The organism is Moorena sp. SIO4E2 (assembly GCF_010671945.1).
GTDB classification, from domain to species: Bacteria; Cyanobacteriota; Cyanobacteriia; order Cyanobacteriales; family Coleofasciculaceae; genus Moorena; species Moorena producens.
Map to the genome: position 1 here is coordinate 1 of NZ_JAAHIE010000930.1, position 2,198 is coordinate 2,198.

General features: G+C 44.6%; 1 protein-coding gene and 1 pseudogene. Both read left to right on the forward strand.

Going from position 1 to position 2,198, the window contains the following annotated elements; translation table 11 throughout:
* Positions 1-272: pseudogene (locus tag F6K37_RS39100) on the forward strand (Uma2 family endonuclease); the annotation flags it as partial.
* 314 nt (positions 273-586) lie between these two features.
* Positions 587-1,801, forward strand: coding sequence for an RNA-guided endonuclease InsQ/TnpB family protein (locus F6K37_RS39105; RefSeq protein ID WP_287256618.1), 1,215 nt, complete (start codon positions 587-589; stop codon positions 1,799-1,801).
* Positions 1,802-2,198: the final 397 nt, after the last annotated feature.

The window sequence follows — 2,198 nt, forward strand, 5'->3', positions numbered from 1 at the left end:
TTGCTTTAGCTGACCGAGACGATTACTTTGTTGGGGGCAATATGTTTGTTTACTTCAGTAGTGAACAAGCACGAAACCGGGACTTTCGCGGGCCAGATTTCTTTGTAGTCTTGAATGTAGACGGTAGTCGAGAACGCCTGGGTTGGGTAGTATGGGAAGAACAGGGTCGCTACCCAGATGTAATAATCGAGCTGATGTCCCCCTCCACAAAGCAAGTTGACACAGGTAAAAAGAAGAGCATCTACTGCCAGACCTTCCGCACTCCAAATTATCGGAAATCCTACCGCTGAAGACTCCGCGTTTTTAAACCGGGGTCAGAAGTTACCGCAAGAATAGGCCAGCCTTTATGGTTGGGAGGCTTGGCTGAAAAGAGGTGCGACCCAAGGGCGATTTACTCGCCCTAGGAGGCGCGCACCTTTGGTTAAAACTTTATGATTAAGGCTGCCCTATTCTAAGGTTTCGTCTCCGGGATGAAAGCGCATAGCGGCTTTAGCCGCCGTGAGAAAAATATCCATCGGAAATCCGGAATCTTAGTCTGGATGTTGTAGAATAAAGTAGAGAGCAATAGCAGTTGAGGTCGAGACTGATGATCATACTAGAGTTCAAAGCGAAAGGGAAGAAACATCAATACTCCGCCATTAATGAGGCTATTCGGACAGTCCAGTTCATCCGTAATAGCTGCCTCAGATACTGGATGGATAATAAAGGGGTCAATAAATTTGATCTTAACAAATACAGTGCAGTCCTTGCTAAAAAATTCCCATTCGCTAACGAATTGAACTCTACGGCTCGCCAGTCTAGTGCTGAAAGAACATGGTCATCAATTGTTCGATTCTTTGATAACTGCAAGAAAAAAGTACCTGGCAAGAAAGGCTTTCCTAAGTTCCAGAAAAACTGCCGTTCAGTAGAGTACAAACAGTCTGGATGGAAGTTATCCCCTGACAAAAAGTCAATTACATTTAGCGATAAAAAGGGTATTGGAAAGCTAAAACTTAAGGGTACATGGGACTTGTGGCGCTTTGATCAAAAACAAATAAAGCGAGTCCGTATAGTTCGTCGGGCTGATGGTTACTACGTCCAGTTTTGTGTATCAGTTGACATCAAAGAAGAATTAGAGCCAACTGGGGCAGCTATTGGCTTGGATGTTGGACTAAAAGATTTCTATACTGATTCCGCTGGAGAAACTGAACCAAATCCTCGCTTTTACAGAACGGGAGAGAAACGTCTTAAGTTCTATCAGCGCAGAGTTTATAGAAAAAAGAAAGGCTCATTAAATCGCAAGAAAGCAGTTAATAGACTAGGCAGACAGCACCTTAAAATAAGTAGGCAACGTGAAGAGCACGCCAAGAGACTGGCGCGCTGCGTAATCCGGTCTAACGATCTGGTCGCCTATGAAGATTTAAGAGTCAAGAACCTAGTGAAAAATCACTGTCTCGCTAAGTCTATTAATGATGCAGGTTGGTATCAATTCAGGAAATGGATGGAGCACTTTGGCACCAAGTTTGGAAAGGTGACAGTCGCAGTAAATCCTGCCTACACTAGCCAAAATTGTTCCAGTTGCGGCGAAGAAGTTAAAAAGTCCCTATCTACTAGAACCCATGCCTGTAAGTGTGGATGCCAGTTAGATAGAGACCATAATGCCGCAATAAACGTCCTTAAGCGAGCCTTGGGTACGGTGGGGCACACCGGAACCTGGATCTTAAAAGATCTAAACGCTTCAGGAGAATCAGCCTCTACTTTTCCTGGTTCCGGCCTGGAAGAGCAAGCTGGCTCGTTGAATGAAGAATCCCCGCGTCTTTAGACCGGGGAGTGTCAAGACCGGGATGGGAATCTAGTTCCCTTACCAGAAGAAGCAGCTGAGCAACGAGCTGAAGCAGCTGAGCAACGAGCTGAGCAATTAGCAGAACGACTGCGACAGGCAGGGATTGACCCAGATGAAATTTAAGGTGAATGGCCATAAAAAGTTCTGAGTGCGTCAGTAGTGTCAATTAACTCTTAGAAACTAGGGGGTTTTCCGAATCACCTTTTCCCCAATCACCTTTTCCCCTTTTTCACAATTACTAATGACTAATATTAATTCAAACCCCAAAATTCGTATTGAACATCTGATTAAAATTTATGGAGAGAAACCCCAAGCTGCCCTCAAAATGTTTCGCCAAGGTGGGAGTAGGGATTCTATCTTAGAAAAAACCGGTCAA